The 16,974-nt window shown below is 71.1% G+C and carries 20 protein-coding genes and 6 tRNA genes; 15 read left to right on the plus strand and 11 right to left on the minus strand.

Translation table 11 applies throughout. The features are described 5' to 3' along the window. Positions 1 to 75 precede the first annotated feature (75 nt). On the plus strand, positions 76 to 294 hold the full coding sequence (locus J5X86_RS39335) for a hypothetical protein (protein WP_208521438.1): 219 nt from the start codon (positions 76 to 78) through the stop codon (positions 292 to 294). 406 nt (positions 295 to 700) lie between these two features. On the opposite strand, the gene J5X86_RS39340 is transcribed toward J5X86_RS39335, so the two are convergent. Further along, positions 701 to 1,894 carry an MFS transporter gene (locus tag J5X86_RS39340; RefSeq protein ID WP_243982605.1) on the minus strand — a complete coding sequence of 398 codons (1,194 nt, stop codon included), beginning with the start codon at positions 1,892 to 1,894 and terminating at the stop codon, positions 701 to 703. A gap of 137 nt (positions 1,895 to 2,031) precedes the next feature. Here J5X86_RS39340 and J5X86_RS39345 point away from each other — a divergent pair, with 137 nt between their 5' ends. Further along, on the plus strand, positions 2,032 to 2,496 hold the full coding sequence (locus tag J5X86_RS39345) for a helix-turn-helix domain-containing protein (protein ID WP_208521440.1): 465 nt from the start codon (positions 2,032 to 2,034) through the stop codon (positions 2,494 to 2,496). A gap of 43 nt (positions 2,497 to 2,539) precedes the next feature. On the opposite strand, the gene J5X86_RS39350 is transcribed toward J5X86_RS39345, so the two are convergent. Beyond that, on the minus strand, positions 2,540 to 3,127 hold the full coding sequence (locus tag J5X86_RS39350; protein WP_208521441.1) for a TetR family transcriptional regulator: 588 nt from the start codon (positions 3,125 to 3,127) through the stop codon (positions 2,540 to 2,542). A 97-nt stretch (positions 3,128 to 3,224) separates the two neighbouring features. Beyond that, on the minus strand, positions 3,225 to 4,124 hold the full coding sequence (locus J5X86_RS39355; protein WP_243982606.1) for a cyclase family protein: 900 nt from the start codon (positions 4,122 to 4,124) through the stop codon (positions 3,225 to 3,227). 177 nt (positions 4,125 to 4,301) lie between these two features. On the opposite strand from J5X86_RS39355, the gene J5X86_RS39360 reads away from it, so the two are divergent. Further along, on the plus strand, positions 4,302 to 5,342 hold the full coding sequence (locus tag J5X86_RS39360; RefSeq protein ID WP_208521443.1) for a phosphotransferase: 1,041 nt from the start codon (positions 4,302 to 4,304) through the stop codon (positions 5,340 to 5,342). Between the two features lie 65 nt (positions 5,343 to 5,407). Further along, complete coding sequence (locus tag J5X86_RS39365) at positions 5,408 to 5,695, plus strand: zf-TFIIB domain-containing protein (protein WP_119992275.1); 288 nt, start codon at positions 5,408 to 5,410, stop codon at positions 5,693 to 5,695. A 64-nt stretch (positions 5,696 to 5,759) separates the two neighbouring features. Here J5X86_RS39365 and J5X86_RS39370 read toward each other — a convergent pair. From J5X86_RS39370 to J5X86_RS39390, 5 genes are all read right to left on the minus strand, one after another. Beyond that, positions 5,760 to 5,831: transfer RNA gene (locus J5X86_RS39370), tRNA-Val, on the minus strand. A gap of 11 nt (positions 5,832 to 5,842) precedes the next feature. Further along, positions 5,843 to 5,914, minus strand: a tRNA-Val gene (locus J5X86_RS39375). 23 nt (positions 5,915 to 5,937) lie between these two features. Next, positions 5,938 to 6,009: transfer RNA gene (locus J5X86_RS39380), tRNA-Val, on the minus strand. A 1-nt stretch (position 6,010) separates the two neighbouring features. Further along, positions 6,011 to 6,081: transfer RNA gene (locus J5X86_RS39385), tRNA-Cys, on the minus strand. A gap of 28 nt (positions 6,082 to 6,109) precedes the next feature. Continuing rightward, positions 6,110 to 6,182: transfer RNA gene (locus J5X86_RS39390), tRNA-Gly, on the minus strand. A 160-nt stretch (positions 6,183 to 6,342) separates the two neighbouring features. Here J5X86_RS39390 and J5X86_RS39395 point away from each other — a divergent pair. The 3 genes from J5X86_RS39395 to J5X86_RS39405 all read left to right on the plus strand — a co-directional run bounded on the left by J5X86_RS39395 (position 6,343) and on the right by J5X86_RS39405 (position 9,137). Further along, entirely contained in the window at positions 6,343 to 7,398 is a 1,056-nt protein-coding gene (locus J5X86_RS39395) for a chorismate-binding protein (protein WP_208521444.1), read from the plus strand. Further along, entirely contained in the window at positions 7,395 to 8,222 is an 828-nt protein-coding gene (locus J5X86_RS39400) for an aminotransferase class IV (RefSeq protein WP_208521445.1), read from the plus strand. Before J5X86_RS39395 ends, J5X86_RS39400 begins: the two co-directional genes overlap by 4 nt. A gap of 69 nt (positions 8,223 to 8,291) precedes the next feature. Further along, positions 8,292 to 9,137, plus strand: coding sequence for a GNAT family N-acetyltransferase (locus J5X86_RS39405; RefSeq protein WP_208521446.1), 846 nt, complete (start codon positions 8,292 to 8,294; stop codon positions 9,135 to 9,137). Positions 9,138 to 9,204: 67 nt separating this feature from the next. Here J5X86_RS39405 and J5X86_RS39410 read toward each other — a convergent pair whose 3' ends face one another. Continuing rightward, positions 9,205 to 9,720: a DsbA family protein gene (locus J5X86_RS39410; RefSeq protein WP_208521447.1), complete on the minus strand. Its 516-nt coding sequence runs from the start codon at positions 9,718 to 9,720 to the stop codon at positions 9,205 to 9,207. 132 nt (positions 9,721 to 9,852) lie between these two features. On the opposite strand from J5X86_RS39410, the gene J5X86_RS39415 reads away from it, so the two are divergent. Further along, positions 9,853 to 10,311, plus strand: coding sequence for a hypothetical protein (locus J5X86_RS39415; RefSeq protein WP_208521448.1), 459 nt, complete (start codon positions 9,853 to 9,855; stop codon positions 10,309 to 10,311). A gap of 68 nt (positions 10,312 to 10,379) precedes the next feature. Beyond that, entirely contained in the window at positions 10,380 to 10,553 is a 174-nt protein-coding gene (locus J5X86_RS39420; protein WP_165455915.1) for a hypothetical protein, read from the plus strand. A gap of 56 nt (positions 10,554 to 10,609) precedes the next feature. Here the strand turns inward: J5X86_RS39420 and J5X86_RS39425 are convergent, their stop codons facing one another. Beyond that, positions 10,610 to 11,179: a CGNR zinc finger domain-containing protein gene (locus tag J5X86_RS39425; protein ID WP_208521449.1), complete on the minus strand. Its 570-nt coding sequence runs from the start codon at positions 11,177 to 11,179 to the stop codon at positions 10,610 to 10,612. 312 nt (positions 11,180 to 11,491) lie between these two features. Next, positions 11,492 to 11,905, minus strand: a complete 414-nt coding sequence (locus J5X86_RS39430; protein WP_003959770.1) for an SsgA family sporulation/cell division regulator — start codon at positions 11,903 to 11,905, stop codon at positions 11,492 to 11,494. Between the two features lie 190 nt (positions 11,906 to 12,095). Here J5X86_RS39430 and J5X86_RS39435 point away from each other — a divergent pair, with 190 nt between their 5' ends. From J5X86_RS39435 to J5X86_RS39460, 6 genes are all read left to right on the plus strand, one after another. After that, positions 12,096 to 12,551, plus strand: coding sequence for a TIGR02611 family protein (locus J5X86_RS39435; RefSeq protein WP_208521450.1), 456 nt, complete (start codon positions 12,096 to 12,098; stop codon positions 12,549 to 12,551). Positions 12,552 to 12,617: 66 nt separating this feature from the next. After that, positions 12,618 to 12,689: transfer RNA gene (locus J5X86_RS39440), tRNA-Val, on the plus strand. Positions 12,690 to 12,965: 276 nt separating this feature from the next. Then, positions 12,966 to 14,246, plus strand: coding sequence for an ABC transporter substrate-binding protein (locus tag J5X86_RS39445; RefSeq protein ID WP_208521451.1), 1,281 nt, complete (start codon positions 12,966 to 12,968; stop codon positions 14,244 to 14,246). Between the two features lie 11 nt (positions 14,247 to 14,257). Continuing rightward, entirely contained in the window at positions 14,258 to 15,259 is a 1,002-nt protein-coding gene (locus J5X86_RS39450) for a carbohydrate ABC transporter permease (protein ID WP_208521452.1), read from the plus strand. A gap of 115 nt (positions 15,260 to 15,374) precedes the next feature. Continuing rightward, on the plus strand, positions 15,375 to 16,235 hold the full coding sequence (locus tag J5X86_RS39455) for a carbohydrate ABC transporter permease (RefSeq protein WP_208521453.1): 861 nt from the start codon (positions 15,375 to 15,377) through the stop codon (positions 16,233 to 16,235). A 31-nt stretch (positions 16,236 to 16,266) separates the two neighbouring features. Next, complete coding sequence (locus J5X86_RS39460; RefSeq protein WP_243982608.1) at positions 16,267 to 16,878, plus strand: hypothetical protein; 612 nt, start codon at positions 16,267 to 16,269, stop codon at positions 16,876 to 16,878. Positions 16,879 to 16,974: the final 96 nt, after the last annotated feature.

Below are 16,974 nucleotides of genomic sequence, written 5' to 3' on the forward strand. Positions count from 1 at the left end.
GGTCAAGCGGCGGGCGCAGCACTCGTCCCCCGAGGTCAGACGCTCGCCGCCCCCAGATGTGACGGAGGAGGGACGATGGCGGACACGGCTGGACGCACGGTCATCCACACGCGTCGTCGCAGGTCCATTCGCACGGCGGCCGACGCCTTCGGCGGCCCGCAGACCGGCACCCGCCACCCTCTGGTCGCGGCGGCGATGGTGCTGCCGATGGCCATCCTCCTGACCATCACCTTCGGCGGCTGGGAAGCCGTCGTCACACAAGCGTCGTCCGTGGCCGGAATGCTGGGGCGCTGAGCGCCCCAGGCCTGGGAGAGCGGCCCGGGCCGGGGACTTCCGGCCATTAACCCCGTGGGGACGGGGGTGCGGCGGACGGCACGAATGCCCGGACAGCTGGGGAGCTGTCCGGGCATCGCGCCGTCTCGGCACGGTTGTGACCGATGCGGCCCGCCGCATGGGCCCTCAGCCGGAGGCGGCGCGCCTGGGCCGGCGACGCCGTCGTCCGGTCCTCCGGCCGCCTTTGACCAGGTGCCGGCGGCAGACCAGTACGGGCGCCGGCCGCGTGCTGGTGGGCGCGGACGAGGCAGATAACCCCGCCCCCCCGCCCACGCCAACGACACGGGCACGCCCTGATCGCCCGGACAAGTCCGTCGACCACTTTCGGCATCGCACGTGGCACTTGGCCGCAGTGGGATTCAGGACCTCACGCCACTGGGCCCAGGCGCCGGGTCGTCGCCCACAGCAGCAGGGCTGAGCAGCTGAATGCCGCTCCCAGGGCGGACACCGCTGTCCACCCGGCCGCCGCGTACGCCGCGGAGGAGCCGATCGCGCCGAGGGCGCTGCCGGCCGAGTAGAAGACCATGTAGCCGCCGATGATTCTGCTTCCCGCGTCCGGGTGGACGGCGTAGATGAGGGACTGGTTGGTGACGTGCACGGCTTGGACGGCGAAGTCCAGGAGGACCGCTCCGATGGCCAGGGCCCAGAGCGACTGCCGGGTGAAGACCAGGGGGAGCCACGACACGGCGAGCAGCACCAGTGCGGTACCCGTGGCGCGCTGGGCGAGACCGCGGTCGTTCCATCGGCCGGCGGCTCCCGCGGCCGCGGCTCCGGCCGCTCCGGCGAGCCCGAACGCGCCGATCGCGGTATGCGTCAGCGACCAGGGAGGACTGCTGAGCGGCTGGACGACGCTGCTCCACAGCGTGCTGAAGGCCGCGAAGACCAGCAGCGCCAGCATGCCGCGGACCCGGAGCAGAGGGTGGCGGACGAACAGGACGACGGTCGATGCCAGCAGACGCCGGTACGGCATGGTGACCGTCGGCGGCCGGTCGGCCGGAAGGGCGAGGCGCAGGAGTACGGCGAGCGTCGCGGTCACCACGGCCGAGAAGAGGTAGACGGCGCGCCATCCGGCCAGGTCGGCCACGACGCCTGCCACTGTGCGGGCCAGCAGGATGCCGGTGATCACCCCGCTGGTGACCGCTCCGACGACCCGCCCCCGAAAGGCGGGAGTCGTGAGGTGGGCCGCCGTGGCGACCATGGTCTGGGCGACGACGGCGAGCGCACCGACCGCCGTGAGGGCGGTGAGCAGTGCGGCGGTCCCGGGTGCCAGACCCGCGATCAGCAGCGCGGCGGCGAGCAGGCCGAGCTGGAGTGTGATCAGCCTGCGCCTGTCGACGAGGTCGCCGAGCGGGACGAGCAGGAACAGACCTGCGGCGTACCCGAGTTGGGTGATCGCGACGATGGCGCCGAGCAGGCCGGGGCCGAGCGTGAACTGCTCGCCGAGCGTGACCAGCAGGGGCTGGGCGAAGTAGACGTTGGCCACCGCGCTGCCGCAGGCAACGGCGAAGAGCAGGATCAGGCGCGCGGATGGCGGCCCGGGCGGAGCGAGTGCGGTGTTCATGGCCCTCCGACCGTCGGCCGTCGAGCAGTCGCTCGACATACGGAGCCCCCTCATTCATGGTTGCAAGTTGCTACCTTCCGGACCTTAGATCAAGAGGTAGCATGTTGCAACCAGATGTGTTGCGAGGAGGAAGTGCGATGGTCGCCCGTACGCGATTCGACGCCGAACCGTGTCCCGTTGCCCGGTCGATCGACGCCATCGGCGACTGGTGGTCCCTGCTGATCGTGCGCGACGCGTTCGACGGCAGTCGCCGCTTCGGCGAGTTCCAGCGGAGCCTCGGCATCGCCAAGAACATCCTCACCAGCCGGCTGCGCACGCTGGAGCAGACCGGAGTGATGACAACCGTGCCCGCCTCCGACGGCAGCCGCTACCAGGAATACGTGCTCACGGAAAAGGGCCGCGCGCTCTTCCCCGTCGTCGTGGCACTGCGCCAGTGGGGCGAGGCGCACTGCTTCGGCCCAGGGGAGGAGCATTCGCGACTCCTCGACCGTCGTAACGGGCACCCGCTGAGCCCGCTGGAGATCCGCTCCAGCGACGGGCGCTCCGTCGGCCCGGACGAGACCATCGTCGAAAAGCTCAGCGGTGCGGACGACATGGGTTGACTCGTCCTACGGCCACGGCACAGCCCGTCCCATTGCGGACGGATCAGCGGGGACGCAGGCCGTTGATGAGCAGGGCGCAGACGGACTCCAAGGCGGCCCCGGCGCCCGGGGACTGCCACTCGGGGGCGTGTGCGGGGTGGTGGTAGGCCATCGTGGCGTTGAAGACGGTCCGGGCCGTCGCGGCGGGGTCGGCACAGGTGAAGTCACCGCTGGCGACGCCGTCGGCGATGATGACGCGAAGCTGCTCGATCAGATCGGCCACATGGTCGGCGGCCGCGTCACTGTGCTCGGCCGCCAGTACCCGGTAGGTGGCGAAGAGCTCAGGGTCCTCGGACAGCAGCTTCCGCTTGGCGGCGAACAGCGTGGTGAGCCAGGTGCGCAGTCGCTCGGGCGGGGCCTGCCGGGTGTCGGCCGCGACCGTCGCGATGTCCTCGCGCGCCCGGCCGAGCCAGCGCCGGGTGACGGCTTCGCGCAGCGCCGCCTTGGATGAGAAGTGCCGGTAGACGCTGGCGTGGCTGACCCCTAGCGCCCGCGCCACGTCGAGCACCGTGGCCTTCGCCGGTCCGTGACGGCGCAGCACGTCCTCGGTGGCCGTCAGGATGGTCTCGGCGTCAAGGGGGCCCGAACGCATCAGGGCTCGCCGTTCCGTACGAACCGCACCGCGCGGCTCCCGGCCCCGGCGGCGGGCATCGGCTGCTCCCTCACTGCCAGTTCCTCCTAGTGGCCCGTCAGAAGACCGCGAGCGGGTTGACGGGCACCCCGGTCAGCCCGTGGATACGTGGCGGCGCCACCGCGAGCAGAAAAGCATAGCGGCCCAGCTCCGCGCAGACGGCGGCGAGCTCGTCCACCTCGGCGGCGTCGATCAGGGGCAGGCCCATCATCGGCAGGGCGACCCGGTGGAGCGGCAGGGGGCAGGCGGGGTCCAGGTCCGGATGCGCGTCGCCGATGTCGCCCGCGTAGAGCGACACGCCGCGCCGGTGCATCCAGCGCACCGCGTCCAGGCTCATCCCCGGCATCGGCCGCTCGGGGTCGGGCGTCATGGGCCATCCGCAGCGCACCACCAGGGCGTCCCCGGACTCCAGCCGCACGCGCTGACGTTCCTCGGCCGCCTCGAGGTCCTGCCCGGTGACCGCATGGCCACTGGGCAACGGGCCCTCGGCCGCCAGGTCGAGCAGGATCCCCCGGGTGGCGAGCCCGGCGGCGAACGCCGTCGTGGAGCCGTGCCGGGCGCCGGCCGGTGTCACGGCCTCGTCCACGGGCCGCCCCGGATAGACCCGCCCGTCGCGGATCGCGTGCCCCAGCGCGTCGAGGTGCGTCGAGCGCGGGTGGTGATTGGTCACCAGCATCACGTCCGCCATCGCCGGCGCGGGGGAACCGACGTAGACCATCATCTGCTGAACGGGCGAGGCGTCTTGGGTGGACGGTGCGAAGGGGCCGCTGATGAGCGGCGCGGGCTGGACCGGAACCGCGAGGGATACCGTCCGCCCCGTTCGGGCCTCCGCGGCGCCCCTGGCCCGGGCCTCCGCGGTGATGAGGTTGAGCGTGCCGAGCTGGTCGTCCTCACCCCACCGGCCCCAATTGCTCGGCAGAGCCTCTGAGTTGCTCGTTCCCGTATGCGATGCGTCCATGGCGCCGAACCGTATCGGGTTGGGGTTACAGAATTCAAACTTTGTAACCATGGAGTGTGGCGCCGCATGCGCCCGCGCCCCGCACTCGGGTGAGCGCCCGATATCAGGAGAGGCGGAGCACCGGCCCCCGCCCGGCAGGGGCTACGATCCCGGGGCAGCCGATGACATGGGGGAGCCGTGAGCCAAACCGCGGCGCAGCTCGTCGCCGCCCTTCGCCGGGGCCGGCGTGATGCCACCGCCGAGGTGACCGTCCTGGCCGACCGGCCCGACGCCACCGTCGTGCGGTGCGGCCATGTCGTCGCCAAGGCGCACCCGCCCGGCACGGACCCGGCCGAGCTGGCCGTCCGGCTCGGGGTCGCGGCCCACCCCCGGTGCGCGGGGATACTGCTGCCGCCGGTCGACGACGGCATGGGCGCGTTGCCCGACGGCCGGCGGGTCACCCTCTGGCCGTACGGCGAACCCGTGGCGCCCGACGCACCGGACGCCGCCCCCTGGGTCGAGGCGGGGAAGCTGCTGGCCCGGCTGCACGCCGTGCCGGTCGCCGAACTGCCCGGCCCCCTCCCGGTGATGCGCGGCCCGGTCAAGGCGGCCCGCGCCATCGCCCGGCTGCGGGCGGCGGCGCTCCCCGACAGCGCGGCCATCCGGGCCGTGCTGCACGCCTGGGCCGGTCTGCCGGGTTGGGCGCGAGGCGTGGACCGCAAGGACGACCGTACGGACCGCGTGGACCTGGACCGCACGGACTGCCGGGCTCATGGGGGGCGCGGGGATCGCCGGGACCACAGGGACCGCACGGACCGCACGGACCGTCGGGATTACGCGGACCGGCAAGAGGCCAACAGGCTCTGCCACGGCGATCTTCACCTCGGTCAGCTCATCCGCCACCGCGCCACCGACTGGCGGCTCATCGACATCGACGACCTCGGCCTCGGCGACCCGGCCTGGGATCTCGCGCGGCCCGCCGCCTGGTACGCCGCCGGGCTGCTCGCCCCCGAGGACTGGGACCGGTTTCTGGGGGCGTACCGGGCGGCGGGTGGTTCCGCCGCGGGGCAGGGCGACCCCTGGCCGCGGCTGGACGTGCCCGCCCGTGCCCTCACCGTCCAGACCGCCGCGCTCGCGCTCGCCAAAGCGGCGGCCGCCGGGCGGGCGTTGGACGAGGCCGAGGAGGCGATGGTGGAGGCGGCTGTCCGCATCGCCCGCTACATGGAGGCCGTAGGGTGAAGTCCACGCGGTCGGAGGGATGTTCCGGCGCGTTGTTGTCCGAAGCATGAGGAGTTGAGCGGACCATGCAGTGTCCCAAGTGCCATGCGCCGATGCACACGTATAACCGCAATGGCGTGCAGATAGAGCAGTGCAGCGGCTGCCGGGGGATCTTCCTGGACTACGGGGAGCTGGAGGCGCTGACCCGCCTTGAGACGCAGTGGACCCAGCAGATGCCGCCCGCCGCGCCCGGCCCGCAGGGGTACCCGGCCGCGCCCGCGCCCGCGTGGGGCGCGCCGCAGCACGGCGGCCACCACGGTGGTCACCACGGCCACCACAAGCGGGGCTTCGGGCACATGCTCTTCTCGTCCTGAGGACTGAGGACTGAGAAACGTCAGAGGGCCGGAGCTCTTCGCTCCGGCCCTCCGCCGATCAGTGTGGACGATACTGGGATTGAACCAGTGACCTCTTCCGTGTCAGGGAAGCGCTCTCCCGCTGAGCTAATCGTCCGCGGGACTGCGTGCGCGATACTGGGATTGAACCAGTGACCTCTTCCGTGTCAGGGAAGCGCTCTCCCGCTGAGCTAATCGCGCAGGTGGATCCGCGAGGATCCGAGTGGACGATACTGGGATTGAACCAGTGACCTCTTCCGTGTCAGGGAAGCGCTCTCCCGCTGAGCTAATCGTCCGAGGTGGAGACGGGATTTGAACCCGTGTAGACGGCTTTGCAGGCCGTTGCCTCGCCTCTCGGCCACTCCACCAGCCGTGGGGGTCGAAACCCCCACACCGAGCGGACGACGAGATTCGAACTCGCGACCCTCACCTTGGCAAGGTGATGCTCTACCAACTGAGCCACGTCCGCAGGTGTCGTTTGTCCGGGGCGCTTCCGCGTCCCGGCGACGTGTTGAACTCTAGCGGATTCCCCGGCCAGCTCAAATTCCGTTTCCGCAGCGTGCTGCCCTGCTCGGGTGCCGCCCGCCCTCCCGAGGCCGCCCTGACCTGGGCACCATAGACTCGCAACCGTGCACGATCTGCCCCCGCTCGCCCGCTTCGGCGGCCTGCTCGCCACCGATCTACGCGATGTGACCAGCGATCCGTCGGCCCTGGACACCCAGGGTTTCTGGGCCGTTGTCGCGGACTTCGAGGGCCGTCTGGTCTGTGCACGCTTCGGGGACGTACGGACCGAGCCCGTGCCGCCCCCCGCGCCCGGTGGCTGGCGCGGCCCCTCGGCCGGGAAGTGGACCTCGTCGCTGGACCGGGCCGCCTACACCGCCGGGGTGCGCGGCATCCGGCGGCGCATCGCGGCCGGCGAGGTCTACCAGGCCAATCTCTGCCGGGTGCTGACCGCTCCGCTGCCCGATCCGGCCGAAGCCGATGTGGACGCGCTGACCGCGCTGCTGGCCCTGGGCAACCCCGCCCCGTACGCGGGCACCGTAAGGCTGCCCGGCCACGGGGTGGAGGTCGCCACGGCCTCGCCCGAACTGTTCCTGCGGCGCGCCGGGCGCACGGTGGAGTCCGGCCCCATCAAGGGCACCGGCCGCGGCCCCGAAGACCTGCTGGAGAAGGACCACGCCGAGAACGTGATGATCGTGGACCTGGTCCGCAACGACCTGGGCCGGGTCTGTGCCACCGGCTCGGTGACCGTCCCGGCCCTCTGCGCGGTCGAACCGCATCCGGGACTGGTCCACCTCGTCTCCACGGTGCGCGGCGAACTCGCCCCCGGCACCGGCTGGCCGGAACTGCTCGCGGCCACCTTCCCGCCCGGATCGGTCACCGGCGCGCCCAAGTCCAGCGCGCTGCGCGTCATCGAGGAACTGGAGACCGCCCCTCGCGGCCCGTACTGCGGGGGCATCGGCTGGGTCGACGCCGACCGCGGCACCGGTGAGCTGGCGGTCGGGATACGCACCTTCTGGATCGACCGCGGCCCGGCCGGGGCCGTGCTGCGGTTCGGCACGGGGGCGGGCATCACCTGGGGCTCCGACCCGGAGCGGGAATGGGACGAAACGGAACTCAAGGCCGCCCGGCTGCTCGCGGTAGCGTCGGGCGTACAGCAGCCGACGGGAAGGGCGACGCGATGAAACCGGCCATCTGGCTCGATGGATCCCTCTGCGACGCGGACAGCGCCAGGGTGTCCGTCTTCGACCATGGACTCACGGTCGGCGACGGTGTCTTCGAGACCGTCAAGGCCACCGAGGGGCAGCCCTTCGCCCTCACCCGCCATCTGCGGCGGCTGGCCCGCTCCGCCGAGGGTCTGGGGCTTCCCGAGCCGGACCTGGACGAGGTGCGACGGGGCTGCGAGGAGGTGCTCAAGGCCCACCCCGTGCCGTTCGGGCGGCTCAGGATCACCTTCACCGGCGGGCTCTCGCCGCTCGGCTCCGACCGCGGCACGGCCGGCCCCACCCTGGTGGTCGCGCTGGCCGAGGCGTCCCGCCGGCCCGACGCCACGGCCGTGATCACCGTCCCCTGGGCGCGCAACGAGCGCGGGGCGCTCAGCGGCCTGAAGACCACCTCGTACGGCGAGAACGTGGTCGCGCTGGCCCGCGCCCGCGAGCAGGACGCCACCGAGGCCCTCTTCGGCAACACGGTCGGCGCGCTCTGCGAGGGCACCGGCACCAACGTCTTCGTGGTACTCGACGGCGAGCTGCACACCCCGCCGCTCTCCTCCGGCTGCCTCGCCGGGATCACCCGCGCCCTGGTGCTGGAGTGGGTGGGCGCCAAGGAGACCGATCTGCCGCTGGAAGCGCTGCGCCGGGCCGAGGAGGTCTTCCTGACCTCCACGACCCGCGACGTACAGGGCGTGCACCGGGTGGACACCCGTACCCTGCCCGGCGCCCCCGGCCCGGTCACCGCCGAGGCCCTGCGGATCTTCACCGAGCGGGCCGACGCGGACATCGACCCCTGACCGGCCGGTAGCGGCGGATCCGCGCGGAAAACGGGTGACGTCGGCCCGGCGGACCGGTAGAACACCCTCGTGACCACCACTCTGCGGCCCACCGGGCCCGAACAGCACACCGACGGCGGCGGGCGTGCCCGCTCGTACGAGGTGTACGTCAACAGCCGCCCCGTCGGCTCCGTCCACCTCACCACCGACGCCCGCCTGGGCCCGGCGGCCGGGCGCATCGAGCGGCTCCACATCGACGAGGCCGAGCGGCACCGGGGCCGCGGCACGGTCGCCGCGCTCGCCGCCGAGGAGGTGCTGCGCGGCTGGGGCTGCACCCAGTTGGTGGTGGGAGTCCCCGCACCGGCCACGGCCGCCCTCGGGCTAGCGGCCGCGCTCGGCTACCGCGAGCGCGGCCGCAATATGTTCAAGCGGCTCACGGAGCCGCCCGAACTGCCCGGGGACAGCGCGATACGCCCCATGGCGGAGGCCGAATACCCGGCGTGGCGCGCCCGGGAGCGGGCCGGATACATCGCCGACCTGCTGGAGCGCGGACTCACCCGGCAGCAGGCCGAGACGAAGGCGGACACCGACTACGCCACGCTGCTGCCGCAGGGCCCGGACACCCCCGGGGCCCTGCTGCGCGTCCTCGCCCACGGCGGTACGGACGTGGGCACCCTCTGGGTCACGCTGCGCGAGGGGGAGCCCGACGCCGCCGAGAGCGGGGAGGCGTACGTCTTCGCCGTCGAGGTCACCGAGGAGCACCGCGGCCGCGGACACGGCCGCACCCTGATGCTGGCCGCCGAGCGCGCGAGCCTGGCGCACGGGGCGCGCAGCCTGGGCCTGCATGTCTTCGGCGGCAACACCCCGGCGCTGCGGCTGTACGAGTCGCTGGGCTACGAGCCGACCGAGTACCAGCTCTACAAGCCGCTGCTCTGAGGGTCCTGCTCTTACGGTCTGATCCGAGGGTCTGCTCCAAGGGCCTTCCGGGGCCCTGCCGGGGGCCTTACGGCCGCTCGGCGATGAGGCGGGCGGCGATCTCCTCGACGCGCTCCCGCAGCCCCTCCTGGCTCTTGCCGCCGTCGAGCCGCTCGCCGCCGATCACATACGTGGGGGTGCCGGTGACCCCGATCGCCTTGCCCTCGGCCTGGTCCGCGTCCACGATCAGGATGTGCCGGCCGTCGACCAGCGCGGTGTCCATCTCCTCGGCGTCCAGCCCCAGTTCCCGGGCCACCTCCACCAGCAGCGGCTCACCGCGGGTCCCGAGCTCCTCGGTGCGCTCCAGGACGGCCTCGACATACGGCCAGCCGTGCCCCTGTGCGATGGCCGCCTCGGCCGCCTGGGCCGCCGCGTGGGCGTGCCGGTGGCGCTCCAGCGGGAAGTGGCGCAGCCGGATGTCCAGGGTGTCCTGGAAGCGGTCGCGCAGCGCGCGAAGATCGCCCAGGGCGGTACGGCAGTCGGGGCACTGCAGCTCGCACCAGACGTCGAGCACGGGGCGAGGGGAGGGGTCGGTGTGGCTCATGGGGCCAGTCTTCCAGCCCCTGGTCCCCGCTCCGTACCCGGAGATGTCCCTGATCCCGGGCCTGGGCCATGGCCCCCGCCGCCTTACGGGGTGCACGATGGACATACCGGAACGCCAGTCGCGGGAGGAACGATGCTGACCGACACCATTTGTGCCGCGCTGTCCGCGGCCGGTCTGGGCATCGCCGGGCTGACCGCCTACCGCAAGCGGTTCCTGGCCGCGACCCGGATCGCCGCCTACGCCCTGGTCCCGCTGGGCCTGGCGATGACCGGCATCCTGGACTGGGTGGCCGACCTGGTCTTCAAGCCGACCGTCTGGGTGGGCTTCGGCGTGCTCGGCCTCTCCTGGGCGCTGTTCGTGATCAGCCGGGCGGTCGAGCGCCGCTCCGGCGGCACCCGTAAGGAGCGCAAAGCGGCGGCCGCGGCCGAACGTGCCGGGGTGTCCGCGGGCGCCTCGGAGCCCGCGCTGGGGCCCGGCCGAGGAGCCGCCGGGACGAAGGTGGCGGAGCGGCCGAAGGCCAAGGGCGGAACGAGCTCTGGCACAGATGACTTCTCCGACATCGAGGCCATACTCAAAAAGCACGGGATCTGACAAGCGACCGATCAAAAAACGATCACCGGTCGCAGGCGGGGTGAGGGCTGGGTCATGATCTCCGCGAGATGTTGCAATCACCGCCCGGGGAACAATCCCCCATCGAAGGACCCCCTGTTCCGCCGAGCGACGAGACCCGTGGCTGTCTCTTCGCCCTCTCGCAGCCGCCGCTGATGCTCTTCCTGGCGTTCATCGGCACCCTGCTCTTCGTGACCGCCGTTCACGACCTCCACCGGTGGTGAGGTGGCGCCCCGCCCGTTCCCCCTCCGCCCGGCCGCAGGCCGCCGGGCGCGGGCAGTCAGCTAGCGGCCTCGCGGCGCCGGGCGCGGTACGCGGCGACATGCAGCCGGTTGCCGCAGGTGCGGCTGTCGCAGTAGCGCCGGGAGCGGTTGCGGGACAGGTCCACGAAGGCATGGCGGCAGTCCGGGGCTTCACAGCGGCGCAGCCGCTCCCGCTCGCCCGCCACCACGAGGAACGCCAGCGCCATGCCGCAGTCGGCGGCGAGGTGGTCGGCCAGCGAGGCCCCGGGCGCGAAGTAGTGCACATGCCAGTCGAAGCCGTCGTGGTCGGTGAGCCGGGGCGTGGTGCCGGCCGCGGCGATCATCGCGTTGAGCAGCTCGGCGGAGCGGCGGGTGGCGGCCTCGTTCCCGGCCGCCGAGAAGACCTCGGCGAAGCGGTCCCGTACGGCCCGGACGGCGGTGAGGTCGCGCTCCCCGAGCGTGCCGATGTCGCTGATGTCATTGCGCTCGACGAACCGGCGCAGGGCCGCGACATCGGCGAGGTCGTCCCGGTCCGCACCCTCGGGCGCGGTGTTCACCAGATCGACGACCGCGTCGAGCGCGCACCGGGTGTCGTGGTTGATCAGCACGATTGGCTCCCTGGCCGGCTGGGTCGGCGGCTGCCCCTGGGCTGCCCTCGATCTGCCCGACTCTAGCCCTGCCGGGCGCCGGGCGGTCACCGGACGGCCCGGGCGGGCACGCGAGGGTGCCGCGCGGGCACGCGACGGTGCCGTCGCCGCGGGGGGTGCCGCGGCGACGGCACCGTCGCCTGCCTCTGCCGTTGTCGGGTTGCCGTGGTCGGGATGGTCGGTACTGAAAGGTTGCGCATGTCGCGTAGATCGCGCCCAGGCTTGCGCCGTCTCCCCGAGTCGGACGGCCGAGCGCTCAGCTCTCGTCGGGTTTCAGCTCTCCGCCAGGATGTGGGAGAGCTCTGTGTCGAGGTCGAAATGGCGGTGTTCGGTACCGGGTGGCACCGCGGCGTCGGTTCGCTTCAGGAACGACTCCAGGGCCCGCGCCGGGGCTTCGAGCAGTGCCTCCCCCTCCGGGGAGCTCAGGGCGATGCAGACGACTCCCTGGCCGTGGCTGCGGGACGGCCACACACGGACGTCGCCGGTGCCGGTGGGCCGGTGCAGGCCCTCGGCGAGAAGATCGCGGGCAAACACCCATTCGACCGTCTCTTCGGCTCCGGTGTGGAAGGTGGCGTGCACGGCGTAAGGGTCGGCCGTGTCATACCGCAGGCCCGCGGGTACAGGCAGTGAGGATTCGCTCGACACAACGAGGCGCAGGTGCAGCTCGCAGCTGACCGTGGTGTTCATAAGCGCCAGGGCCTTTCGCTCAGTGTGCGCTCGGGGATTCGCACGTCGGCGAAATCGACATGCCACCTACGGTGCCGTTGTAAACCCCTCTGACCGTTTTGCGGCGCTTCCGGTAGCTCTTGCGGCCCAGCTCCGACATGGGTGCTGCCGCCGTTCCGGTGACTTCAAATGATCAGGTAGGTTGGGTCACATGAATGCGGAGAGTGACGGGCGGCGGGGGGCTGCCGAAACGGCGCCCCAAACCGCGACGGGGGGCGACGGGTCGAAGCGGGAGCCGGTATGGGGTTCCCGGGCGCCGCGGTTCATCAAGCGGTCGCGACCGCTCCATCTGAGCTGGCAGGTCGGCGTCTTCATCGTCGGCCTCGGGGTCGTGGGCCTGGGCGTCATTCTGCTGCCCCTGCCCGGTCCGGGGTGGCTGGTGATCTTCGCCGGAATGGCGATCTGGGCGACCGAGTTCGTCTGGGCCCAGCTCGTGCTGGCCTGGACCAAGCGCAAGGTCACCGAGGCGGCGCACCGCGCCCTGGATCCGAGGGTGCGTCGGCGCAATCTCATACTGACCACGATCGCGGTGGTGATCTGCGCCGCGGCGGTGACGGTCTACGTGTGGAAGTTCGGCATCGTGATGCCCTGGAAGATCGAGCAGTGACCGGTCCGGGGTCGTAGGACTGGTCATGAGCACGGTCCGGCATACGCTAATGTTGGCCGTGCGCCAGGGCGATTAGCTCAGTGGGAGAGCGCTTCGTTCACACCGAAGAGGTCACTGGTTCGAACCCAGTATCGCCCACCCTGGACCGAGGGCCCGGAAGGCATCAGCCTTCCGGGCCCTCGGCGTTCTCGCATGTCCGAAGGTGTCCGGCGGCTGTCCGAAGGTGTCCGGCGACGGGAAGCCGTCGATGCCGTCCCCAGTGCTGTTGTCGAAGCGCTTCACCTCAATCCTGATCGATCCTGTCCGAACCGTTGACGTACGCGTCGCTGGTCCTTAACTTGTCCCGGCAAGCGCTTGCCTAAAACGTTTCAACCAACGGGGGCAGCCGGACGGCCTGCCCGGGAGGGGCGTGTCATGGGTGCTCGGCGATGGACGGCGAGGGCGAGAGGGGTCCGCGCGGGCGCGGCCGTGGTGGCCGCGCTGGGGCTGCTGGCCACCGGCTGCGGCGAGGGGAGCGGCTCGGGCGACGGCAAGGTGACCATCCGCTACTCCTGGTGGGGCGCCAAGGACCGCGCCGAGCTGATCCAGAAGACGGTGAAGCTGTTCGAGAAGGAACATCCGAGCATCAAGGTCAAGACGGACTTCTCGGAATACACCGACTTCTGGAGCAAGTTCAACACCCAGGCCGCGGGCGGAAACGCCCCGGACGTCTTCCAGAACTCCTACGCCTTCCTGCGCAAATACGGCGACAAGAACCTTCTCCTGGATCTGAATGGTCAGGCCAAGGCCGGAAATCTCAGCCTGAAGGGTTTTCGTAACGGGCTGGAGAAGGCCGGGGATATCGACGGCAAGCTCCTGGGAGTGCCGGTCGGCGCCAATACCTTCGCCCTCTTCTACAACCCGGACGCGTATCAGAAGGCCGGAGTGACCGTCGAGGACGGATGGACCTGGGACGACTTCTTCGCGGCCGCCAAGAAGGTACGCAAGAGCGACGACACCCTCTACGGCGCCAGCGACAACGCCAATGTGATGTATCTCTACGACCTGTATCTGCGGCAGAACGGCAAGGCGTTCTTCACCAAGGACAGCAAGCTCGGCTTCACCAAGGACGACCTCACCGAGTGGTGGGGCCGGTGGCAGCAGCACGCCAAGGCCGACGAGCTGGTGCCGGGCAAGAAGTCCGAGCAGGCCAAGCCCAAGGCGTCGATCAGTGCCGATCTGTCGGCCTCCGAGTTCACCTGGGACAACTTCCTGGTCCGCTTCGCCGCCGAGACCAAGACCACCCTCGACCTCGGGCCCATCCCGACCACGGACGGCAAGCGGACCGGCCAGTACCTCTCCTCGCTGATGCTCAGCGGCTCCGCTCGCACCCAGCACCCCAAGGAAGTCGCCCAGTTCATCGACTTCATGACCCATGACCCCGAGGTGGGCAAGGTCATGGGCTACAACCGCGGCATCCCGGCGACCACCTCCCAGTACGACGCCTACCAGCCCCAGGGCGTCGACGCCAAGATCGCCGCGTACGAGAAGAGCGTGAGCGCCAAGCTGGAGCCGATCACCCCGCATCCGGCCGGTGCCGATGTCGCCGAGGCCGCCTTCCTGAGGATCTACACCCAGGTCGCGCTGGGACAGACCTCGATGGGCAAGGCCGTCGACCAGTTCTTCAACGAGGCCGAGTCCGCGCTCGGCTCGTGAGGAGAGCTTCCGTGACACCCACCACGACGCGGGCGACGGACGGAGCGCGGCCTCCCACGGGGAAGTCCCGGGCAAAGACCGTCCCCGGCACCCGCCCCGCCCCCGCGGCGGGGCGGCGGCCCGGCCGCCGGGAGAACCTCGCGGGCTATCTCTTCCTGACGCCCTGGTGCATCGGGATCCTGCTGCTCACCCTCGGCCCGATGCTCGTCTCGCTCTATCTGGCGTTCACCGACTACAACCTCTTCGACTCGCCGCGGTGGATCGGGTTCAAGAACTTCCAGGACCTCTTCCAGGACGACCGCTGGTGGACCTCGGTCCAGGTGACGCTGAAGTACGTACTGATCGGCACCCCGCTGAAGCTGGCGGCGGCGCTCGCCGTGGCGCTGCTGCTGGTCAAGCCCCGTAAGGGCCAGGGCTTCTACCGTTCGGCGTTCTACGCCCCCTCGCTCATCGGCGCCAGCGTGAGCGTCGGCATCGTCTGGCGGGCGATCTTCAACGACGACGCGATCGTCGACAAGTCGATGAGCCTCTTCGGATGGGACGTCGGCGGCTGGATCGGCGACCCGGACTGGGCGCTGCCCACCCTCATCACCCTGACCGTCTGGCAGTTCGGCGCGCCGATGGTGATCTTCCTGGCCGGGCTGAAGCAGGTGCCGGGCGAACTGTACGAGGCCGCCGAGATGGACGGCGCCGGCCGCTGGCGGCGGTTCCGGTCCATCACCCTGCCGATGATCTCCCCGGTGCTCTTCTTCAACCTCCTGCTGGAACTCATCCACTCCTTCCAGGTCTTCACCTCGGCGGTGGTGATCGCGGGGTCGGGCACCAACACCGGCGGACCGGGCGACTCCCTGCTGGTCTACGGCTGGTACCTCTACGAGCAGGGCTTCCGCAATCTGCGCATGGGTTACGCCGCCGCGATGGCCTGGATGCTGATGCTCGGCATCGGCCTGGTGACCGCCGTGCTGTTCAAGACCCAGCGCGGCTGGGTGCATTACGAGGAGGATGCCAGATGAGCGTGTCCCGGCGCGCTGCGCGGGCTGGACTGAGGGGCCGCGCAGCGACGAAGGAGCGAGCAGTGACGAAGGAAGCCCGCGCATGGGAGCGCGCCGGGACTGAGCGGGAGGCGCCGTGAGTGCTTCTGTGGCGGTCGGGCGGCAGCGCAGGGCGCGCTCCGTGGTCTGGCATGTGGGGGCGCTCGCCGTGCTGGCGGTGATCCTCTACCCCGTGGTGTGGGTGATCGGCGGCTCGTTCAAGCCCGGTGACCAGATCATCGGCAGCCTTCAGGTGCTGCCCACGGACCCGATCACCGACAACTACCGCCGGCTCAGTGATGGCATCGCGGACGTGCCGGTCTCGACCTTCTTCACCAACTCGCTCCTGCTGGCGGGCGGTTCGGTGATCGGCGTGCTGTTCTCCTGCTCGCTGGCGGCCTACGCCTTCGCCAGGATCCGCTTCGCGGGGCGCGACGCGCTCTTCACGCTCATGATCTCCACCCTGCTGCTGCCGTTCCAGGTGCTGATCATTCCGCAGTACATCCTGTTCCAGAAGCTGGACCTGATCAACACGTATGTGCCGCTGCTGCTCGGCAAGTACCTGGCGGCGGACGCCTTCTTCGTCTTCCTGATGGTGCAGTTCATGCGCGGGCTGCCCCGGGAGCTGGACGAGGCGGCCCGGCTGGATGGCTGTGGCCATCTGCGCATCTACTGGAACATCGTGCTGCCGCTGTGCCGCCCGGCCCTGATCACCAGCGCGATCTTCACCTTCATCTGGTCCTGGAACGACTTCATCGGGCCCCTGCTCTATCTCAACGAACCGGACAAGTACACGGTCTCGCTGGGCCTGAAGCTCTTCATCGACCAGGACTCCGTCGCCGACTACGGAGGCATGGTCGCCATGTCGCTCGTCGCCCTGCTGCCGGTGCTGCTGTTCTTCCTGGCCTTCCAGCGCTATCTGGTCGAGGGCGCGGCGACCTCCGGACTGAAGGGCTGAGGCCGCCATGGGGCAAGCCACGGGGAATGCCATGAGGAAAGCCGGGGGAGCAGCCGCCGTACGACGCACCGCGCAGCGGCCCGCCCGCGGCACACTGCGCTTCGCGCTGTTCGCCGAATGCCTGCTGACCGGCGTCTGGATGGTGCTCGCCGCCCTGCCGGTGATCACCCTGCTGCCCGCCTTCGCCGCCGGCTGTGCGCACCTTCGCCGCCATCTGGACGGTGAGCGGTCCACCTGTCGGGACTTCCTGGCCGGGCTGCGGGAGGCCACCCGCAGCGGCTGGCGGTTCTCCCTGCTGTGGTGGGCGGCGCTCGCGCTGCTCGCCTTCGATCTGCGGGTGGCCCGCACCGGAGCCCTGCCCGGCGGGCCCGCGCTGATCGCCGTCAGCGTGGCGGGCCTGCTCGCGGTGCTCGTCCTCGGGCTGCGGACGGCGACCGTACGGCGGCCCGGCACGGCATGGCCGGCCGCAGCCCGTACCGCCTTACGCCAGGGCCTGGCCGCCGACCCCGGCGGATCGCTGCTGCTCATCGGCGGGCTCGCGGTGCTCGCCGTCGCCGCCTGGCAGATGCTGCCGCTGATCGCCCCGGCGGTGGGCGCCCTCGCGGGCTGTGCGGTCGCGGTGGAGCGCCGCGCCCGCGCCTGACCCGGCGCTGCCCGCCTCTCCACGCCACCTGCCACCCGCCCCCGGCACCGCCCGCTCCCGGCGCCGCCCAACTCATGTCATGCACCTGCCCCCGTA

The organism is Streptomyces sp. NEAU-YJ-81, assembly GCF_017592595.1.
Taxonomy (GTDB): domain Bacteria; phylum Actinomycetota; class Actinomycetes; order Streptomycetales; family Streptomycetaceae; genus Streptomyces; species Streptomyces hygroscopicus_B.